Annotated in this window: 4 protein-coding genes; all 4 read right to left on the bottom strand. The window is 42.0% G+C overall.

Annotated features, from left to right (window positions below):
• Positions 1-110: 110 nt before the first annotated feature.
• On the bottom strand, positions 111-3,305 hold the full coding sequence (locus L9W92_RS18135; protein WP_240085150.1) for a DEAD/DEAH box helicase: 3,195 nt from the start codon (positions 3,303-3,305) through the stop codon (positions 111-113).
• Between the two features lie 181 nt (positions 3,306-3,486).
• Positions 3,487-6,966 (bottom strand): DEAD/DEAH box helicase, encoded by a 3,480-nt coding sequence (locus tag L9W92_RS18130; RefSeq protein ID WP_240085149.1) that lies wholly within the window; start codon positions 6,964-6,966, stop codon positions 3,487-3,489.
• Position 6,967: 1 nt separating this feature from the next.
• Positions 6,968-7,831, bottom strand: a complete 864-nt coding sequence (locus L9W92_RS18125; RefSeq protein WP_240085148.1) for a hypothetical protein — start codon at positions 7,829-7,831, stop codon at positions 6,968-6,970.
• Positions 7,832-8,329: 498 nt separating this feature from the next.
• Positions 8,330-8,485 (bottom strand): tyrosine-type recombinase/integrase, encoded by a 156-nt coding sequence (locus tag L9W92_RS18120; protein ID WP_282442413.1) that lies wholly within the window; start codon positions 8,483-8,485, stop codon positions 8,330-8,332.
• Between the last annotated feature and the right edge of the window lie 146 nt (positions 8,486-8,631).

The raw sequence follows: 8,631 nt of genomic DNA, 5'->3' as shown, positions 1-8,631 counted from the left end.
TACGGGCTCCTTCCATCCCGCCTATACCGGCAGTTTCAAAGAAGTTAATAAATTTCCAGTAAAATATGTGGCCAAGTGCTGCATTTTAAATGGCCGAAAATGCTGTATTTTTATTGACCGTTCACACGGGGCGGGGAAACGGCGCCGGCCACCATTAACTGGGGCCGCTTGAAGAAATACTGGTCGTGGGGACTTCCGGTGGAGCAGTAGCTGAAGACCAAGGCCGGCTGGCCGCTCCGCCCGGCCCGTCCGCTACGCTGGGCGTAGTTTGCCGGTGTTGGAGGTATATTGCGCATATTGACAACATTGAGCTGCGAGATGTCTACCCCCAATTCCATAGTCGGGGAGCAGTACAAAATAGGAAGGCGTCCTTCCCGAAAGTTTTCTTCCCGTGAAATTCTTAGTTCATAAGGCACCTGTGCTGTATGTTCCCTGGCCTCAATACCCCGGGCACCAGAGGCCAAGGATTTATAAAACTCCACAAAAAAGGGGTTTGTACGGCTGCCCAATTCAGATTCGTTAGGAACACGAATGGGATCGTGGAAAGCCTTGCTACCATCCCCGGCAACCCAGATCATGGCTGAAGCTGTCAGCTGGTAGCCGGGCACATCATCATTATTCCGGTTTTCGTCTACAACTTCAACCAGGCCACCTACGCGCAATGCAGTTAGGATTTGGCTGATAATGGCAGCTGTCTGCTCCAGTGTGATTTTTTCGAGGTAACCTGGAAAAGTTGTCGGACGGCGCAGGTACTGGCCAAAGCCGCCCCGCTCCGAGAGGTAAACATTTCCCAGGAAATCTTTTTTAGAGCGGGACCGGGGGTAAAGTACTGCAGCATGTTCTAACCGCTCATTTTCGTCAATTGCCCAGGGTGACTTTAAATGCTGGTTGCTTTGCTGAATTATTCGTTCCTGAAATTCCCGATTTAAGTAATCTACCTTGATGGCCAATTCACGTCGCATATAGTCCAGCAAGACTTTGCAAATCTTCTTTCTAGTTTCGGGGCTGGCAACCACGAGGGTTGGATGACAATCCTGCCATAGGTCTTCTACCTCACAAACTTCATCCAGCGACGCATATTGAATTTCCAGGAGGCCACATTGCTCCAGGTTGGGCGAGGTGATGCGCCATCCTCGTTTCAAGTCTTGATAGAGGCGGTATCCCAAAACGTTTCGTAAAGCCCGCTGGGTATCGGCAAGGGCCTGAAAACGTACATTCGGATCAACAGCATAAAACTCCAGAGGAAGAACCAGAGAATTAAACACTTTCTGGGTCAGTTCATCATGGCGGAGGCCTTCCTCGCCAGCAGCACAAACCGCTTGGTAAAGAGAAGTGCGCAGTAGGCCGATCTCTACAAAATCATTGAAGTGACCAGCCTGCAGCGAAGCGTCCTGACGGTTATCGGTAAAGCTTAAAAGCTTTTTTGCCTTTTGCGGCAAATTCTCATCCTTTTGGAGATGGTTGATTGCAGACAAGCTCAAGATGGTGGTGGCAGTGCTGCGCCCTTCCGAGCCGAGGGTAGCCAGCTTTGCGAAGTCACTCGACTGGCGGCTGCCATAGGAAACACCACAGTGCAAACAGAAACGGAAGGGTGCTGAAATATAATAAAACTCAAGGCCCTCCCCACTCTCGGAGCCATTCGGTTTAATATTTACCGGTCGAGGTAGATCTTTTACATGATTGCTGCGGATGATAGATATTCCCCTTCGATTTTCCACCCAGTTGTCCGGCACCCGTTTTATAACATCTAGTTCATCATCTGGCCAAGAATCGGTGGAATTGTGGTAAAGATAACCGGCTTTCCCCTCCTCTTCACTGGAATAGTTTTCATTAGGATCACGCGGTACAAAGACGCTCATTCCGGTGTTTTGGTCAGTAATGACGTAAACGCTGTAATACTCCTGCCCACACTCACGGCAAAAAGCCAATGGAAAAAGTACCCGGTTTCGGTCATTGGGCACATATTGCTGGCCGTGAATTGTTATGTATCGGTCCTCTTCGTTCTGCAAGGACGTATATACAGTATTACCCCGGCTGATAAACTGGTGCAGGCGAAATGCGAAGGTGGGGAATCCTGTTTCTGGGTGTTTACATCTATACCCCATCAGCAACCTCTCCTGAATCGCCTGGGTACACTGTCCTTCAGAAAGTCCTGTCAGTCTGCTTAAGTTTTTAGCAGCGCCTTCATCTCCCGAGATGCTCTTTGGTATGCTGCGGATCAATCTACCGCTACCTGGCTCTTTGGTAATACCAAAGGTGGTTTCAACCCAAATGGAGAGCGGATCTTCTATTAATTCCCGGTAATTAGCCACTGGCTTCGGGTTTTGAACACTCTCGATTAATTCATGTTTAAAAATGGGGTCCTTAAGGTCCTTATCTGGCGTTGCCCGCTGCAGGGTTTCCATGACAACACGTTCTGGATGAACTTGAGAACCAAAAAAGAGCGTTGCCACCTGGGCCACCTCGGCCCTTTGTTGGTCATATGTACCCCCGCCGGCAAGCGTAGCAGAAGTACCGATACACTGGAGATTTTCACCCCCGCAATAATTGCGTAGGCGGCGGATCAGCATGGCCACATCCGCACCCTGGCGGCCGCGGTAAGTGTGTAGTTCGTCCAGCACAAGGAATCTCAGGTTTTGGGCAGATCTAATGAGGTTTTTATCTTTAATCCGGGTTAAGATTAACTCCAACATGACATAGTTAGTAAGTAATATATCGGGTGGGTTTTCAATGATTTGTTTCTTTTGCTCCTCGCTCTCCTGGCCGGTGTATTTTTCAAAGGTAACCGGGCTCTGGCCTTCCGGATAGCCAAAGTGAAGGAATTTTTCCAACTCGCCGTACTGGCTGTTCGCCAGGGCGTTCATCGGGTAAATTACAATGGCCTGGATGCCTCGGCCACTGCCATGGCGAAGCACGTAGTCTACGATGGGTACAATATAGGCCAGGCTTTTACCAGACCCTGTGCCAGTGGTAAGCACGTAGTTATCTCCAGCCCGGGCGGCATCTATTGCGTCAACCTGGTGTTTGTGAAGCCGTAGAGTTTGGCCTTCTTCCTGCTGATCTTTATTAATACGAAAAATACGGCTACATTCCTGGTGGAGGATTCCACTTTCCACCAATTCATCAATCCACTTGCCGGGTTGAAATGATGGATTTAGCTGAATCAATGGCTCGGGCCAGAGCAGTCCATTGTCAAGACATTCTTGAGTATATTTACCAATACGCTCATCGCGAATCTGGATAAAACTGCATATGTACGAGGAATAGTCGTGGATTAAACGTCGGTTTAGTTCAAAAACATCCAATCATAGCCCCCCTTTTGTAACCCTTATGGAATTTCATCTAAGTACTGATGTTAGATACATTCTGGAACATTTCAACACTAATGGATTGAATTACTTTGATTGCTAGTATTTTTTCACCAAAATAGAATTAGGATATCCTCCGATGACATTCTGACCTATACTGTTGAATAATTTGTACTCATTAAAAATATCCACCATTTAGGATAATAATCCTGGCATAGTTCAATAGTGGATTTTCTTTTATGTCGTAATCACTAAATAACCATATAAGTCTCATATTTCGAACCCAATTTGCCCTATCAGCATCACTTGCTAAATTTTTAGGGACAGGAAAAGCCTTCTCAAGATTGTGAGCGCAGATTCTTTGTCTAAAAGCAAATCTATACCAGGATAATACTTCAATTGAATTACATCCATTTTTTATACAGAGCGGTAAAGACTGAAGTTGTTCTGGAATTAAGCTAGTGTTTTCTTCACCATATACCGCTAATTCTTGAATAGCAAGGAAACATCCAGCATCTATAGCTAGTTGCTCAACTATCTTTCGTAGGAACCCAAATACGGTGGGAATATGATTATCACCCTTACTTCTCTTATTATTGATTTGCTCAATACTTACACCTAAATAGTTTTGTGCGATTACAGCATAACTCTCGCCTTGCATATAAAGGAGTACTAATCTTTTTAATTCTTGCCAGAGGATTAGCCAATCCTCTGGCATATCCCAGGGGATATCATCTACTTCTCGTTGCATTACAACTCTATCACGCAAACTTTTTAGTATAGTTTGAGTCTTTGTGCCATCGTCGGCAAGGTATGGTAATACTCTCTTGGGGGGGAGTAAACTCATTACTTGAAAAAATACATCTAACCAGTCAATTACACTATAGCTTACACCGCCCTCAATTGAAACCAATCCTCGCTGTTCATAAGCTGACCAAATTCTCCAAGCACGGAATAAATCGACACCTGCTTTCATTGCTGCTTTATTCATCCAATGTGGAACGTCAGGTTGCTTGAGAAACGTTTCTTTAATGGTACTTATCTGTATCTGAATTTGATCTTTTATATGTGGTGTGAACAAATGACGCTTATGATAGGCAGCCAAAGTGCGCCCTAATATATTACCAGATTCCTCATCTATTTCTGCTAGGAGTGAAGTAAGTGCCAATTCTGGTATTGTTGCGGTTTGGGTGTCGAGTTGATCTGTAATAATATTATCAATGAATTTCTCAATAGGACTGTGCACTTCAACTGTTGCATCTGGCTCAGCTAAAACCCCAAACTTTGCTAGGACTCCCGTTGGGTTAAGCTGCTCAGATATTGGTGCGGCATAAGGTTTATCACTTACTAAAACTGCTATACCCTGATTCGAAAAGCCGGGTCGCCCTGCACGCCCAAATCCATTAAGTATCATCGCGTTAACGCGAGAAACACCATCAATCGAATCGGTATCTCTAGGATCTCCCATAGAAGTACCAGCTATGACTACAGCGATAGCTGGCAAATTTAATCCTTGAGCTAATGTTCCTGTTGCAAACATCAAGAGTGCTTTTCCGTTTGAGAACATCCATTCTGACGCTGCTTGTTCAGGTTGTAACATTGAACTAGTATGAACGGCAATTCCCCGACGGAGCAGCTCTCGTAAAAGGGTATTAACACCCAATTCCGCATCTGCGATAGAAAGCCAAGCATCAACAATCGGAGGGAAAGAACCTTCTTCACCAATACATCCTGGAAATTCACCCTGAACCTTATTAGCGCAACTAAAGGCATGGTGGCGACTTGTAAGTATAAAATTAATTACAGGCAGACCAGTACGAGCAAATAGTTCAGATAATATACGAGAAGATGTATTTTTCCATCCTTCAAATTTTGAATTTACCGATCCGTCTCGATTGCGTGAGGCCTTTGCAGTGTACTCTAAAGGTAAACTTGTAACACAATAATCTGGTGGACCATCAAGGGTCCAGGGTCCAGAAAGCCCGACTATTAAAGCTAAAGGTATATCAAAGTTAATATTCACACGGCGGGCTGGTAATGCAATAAGACTATCCTTTGCTTTTTGAAATTCAACATTATAGTCTTCTTTGTTTAAGAATATAAAGCCTCTAATAGTACGTGAAGGACGCCATTTTAAAGGTTTTGGTACACACTGACCATCATGAGCAACACGTAACCATTCAGATAAATCATTCGAATTGCTAATCATTGCCGACATCAAGACAAATCGAATATTTGGTGAATAAGTAATTAACTGCGCTATAATTATATCAGCCGTTGTGCCACGCCGATGGTCATTAAGCAAATGGCACTCATCAAAAATACAAAGAACACACGTAGTAAAATAATCTTTATAAAGCCGCATTGCTAAAGAGCATTTTTCAGGGGTCATGACTGCTACGTAATGTTTTCCATTTTGCTCGATCTGCTCTTCCGAGAGAGTAGTATATTCTTCCCCGCCGACAAAAGTTAGTATATCAACATCTTTAAATGCCCTAAGAGCTTTTTTAAGATCACGTCTTATTTGGTGAGCTAAAGCATTAGTTGGCGCAAGATATAGAACCCATCCTCTACTAAGCGCATGGGCTATTGATAATTCGGCAATAAAACTTTTCCCACTCCCAGTAGGCATTGAAATAACAACATCTTTATTTGGGCCAGGTAAGCAATCAACGACAAATTCTAAAGCGGACGGCCAAAGAAAAGGTCTACCAACACTATCCTTATTACCTCGTGCTCGCTCCTTTAAATATATGGGAAAGGATTTTAGAATTGCTTCATCTCCAATAGTCGGCTGTGGCACTCTATGCACAACTGATCTAACACTTGTTCTATCTATAACAACAAGTAACAGGCTACAAAGGTGATAGATATCAGCAAATATTGTATCAGCTTCGTATCCGCTCGCTCTTGTGGCATCACGAGCCCTTTGTAAGTATTGAATGGCTTTGCCTATGCCTCTTTCATCAACTCCCCCAAGCCATTTAATATAAAAATCCACTGCATTCGCTATCTTTTCATAAAAACGAATCCTAATTTCGTAAATAAGATATTCATACCTGGTAGGTACTTTCTTCGTACCAGTAAACGGTACACTCCCTTCAACCTCTCGAACATCTCCAGAACATAACGCGACTAACCTTTTTAATAAATATGTAGAATTTGCCCGTAAGGCCCCTGTTATACTTCTATCTTCTATATCAATTGAAGGAATACTTAAATGCTTAACTACAGAAACTGCATTAATATCGTAATCACCAATCATATATAGAAGAGCTGATTCTATAACAATATAATTTGTTTCTATAAACAGTGGATCATGAATTAATAAAAGTTCTTCACTTGAATGGGGTAATTTGGTTAACAAGGAAAGAGATTCACCAGCAACAAAAGCACAGGCATTTTCCACTTCAGGGGAAATATTAAGTCCATTAAGCCGATCAAAAACAGCTACGCTTTCAAGAGCATCTACCATACTCCTGAGGGTAGATTTTATCTCTTCCAATTCTTGATAAATCATATTATCTTGATCGACATTAATGCTGGAGCTTATAATGTAAAAATATGCTTTTGAAAGAGCTCTTCTACATGTATTATGATCTAATTTAGGTAAATCTGGTAGCAAATTAATTAAATTTTTTACATACTCGTCAAACATATTAAAGTCCTCTTGCAAAATCACGCATATTTTCTGAAATTGAATTAAAGAAGGTATCGAAGTTATTGATAATGTGAGGCATTATAATTATACGGGTTTTTCCAACTGACAAATCATTTAAAGATGGTCGTCTATTTGACCAGTTCATAGGGACACTTGCATCATAATGGGGATTTGGTATATATGAACGATTTTTTTTCCAAAGGGATGAAGAAACTAATTTTTGGAAACTAGGCGGAAGAGATGTCCGCATAGTTTGGATGCTTTGTCTTATTCTTGGCGCATGTTTACCCTGTTCAATTTCCTTAAAATAATTAACTGCTTTGTTAATAGCTTTGTTAGGATCATCCTTGTATGCCTTTGTTTCAATAATTGAAATACCTAGATTATCACCAAATAAATATAAAGCCATCAAATCAAGTCCTTTGTCTTTGGCTGATACATGTGGTAAATCCAAAGCAATTATTAATCCTGGCGGGTGAATGTTAGTTAACCTTGTTGAAATATTCATAAACAAATGAAATATACCTTCGGAAAGCCAAGGGTTTCTTTCGTCTTGAATTTGATCCATCGTTAACGCATTATTATTTTCACCGACTATACTACAAATGTCCGCATATAATTCTATTTTATCTTCGTCGGTATCTCCGATTAAGTCAGCACGTATATTAAGTGCGGCATCAATTGCACAAGCTCGTATCCCTACTAAATAATGTGCAATAGCTTCTATTAGGTCATTATTAATCTCGCCATAAAAAATAACGCTATTATGGGTATCCGCTTCTTTAAACTCGTAACGTAAATGGCTTAATATAAAAATGATAGCTTCTTTCATTGTCGTCTCAATTATCTCATTAAGAGTCATTCCCCTACTCCCATTTTTAGACATGTAGTTTTATTTGTTTGTTGGTTTCGACTCTCTCTAACTGATATCCTCTTAATTTTTATCCCAAAAAACCAAGACATTTCGACAAATTTCACCAAGGCTAAATTACAAAACCAGCAAGGGTAAAGTAAACCCCTGAACCCCTTGCCCCTGTTGGGATTGAAAAATTGTCGGGATTTTTTCATCTTCCGCATTTACCTAAAATGTAACAAATATATAATAATAACCAGTTAAGTTACGTTTGCGAAAGGAGTGGCAACTGTGGAATTCGTTCAGCCGATCAGAGACGAAAAGAAGATCGATGCCATGAAAGAATGCTGCTCATTATTTCAGCTCGCAGCCATTATATCTCTGTAAGCAATTCAAAGCGAGATACAATATCACCACCCAAATAAAACGAAAATATATATGACATCAATGCGTTTACTTGGCAAGATGGTATTAAACCGTGACAATCGGTATTGAACAGAAAACTCGTTAAACCTCCCCTCTCTCCACTGCCTCCGCCATTGTTCTAATGTCCGGTTTCGTATAGATTGCCGTCGTATTAATACTGGAATGGCCCAAAATTTGTGCAACTGTCGGCAGATCAGCACCGGAACGCAGCATATTAGTAGCTGCCGTATGCCTCAAATGGGGAGCTCCCCATTTACGGCATTATGGTGAGAGATATAAAATGGTGAGTAATTGTGTCTAATGCTGTAGATTCAGGCATCTGATTTGGCAGCGAAGCAAAACACTCACCATTTTCTGTATAATCATCCTTATCAGACAAGCAT

This window comes from Pelotomaculum terephthalicicum JT (assembly GCF_022410535.1).
In the GTDB taxonomy this organism is placed as follows: domain Bacteria; phylum Bacillota; class Desulfotomaculia; order Desulfotomaculales; family Pelotomaculaceae; genus Pelotomaculum_D; species Pelotomaculum_D terephthalicicum.
Note: the sequence above shows the minus strand (reverse complement) of the source record. Positions and strands in the feature narration are given on the sequence as shown.

Bases quoted from the DNA above. Each gene is read 5' to 3' on its own strand.
- L9W92_RS18130 (WP_240085149.1), bottom strand. From the start codon at position 6,966: ATGTTTGACGAGTATGTAAAAAATTTAATTAATTTGCTACCAGATTTA.
- L9W92_RS18125 (WP_240085148.1), bottom strand. From the start codon at position 7,831: ATGACTCTTAATGAGATAATTGAGACGACAATGAAAGAAGCTATCATT.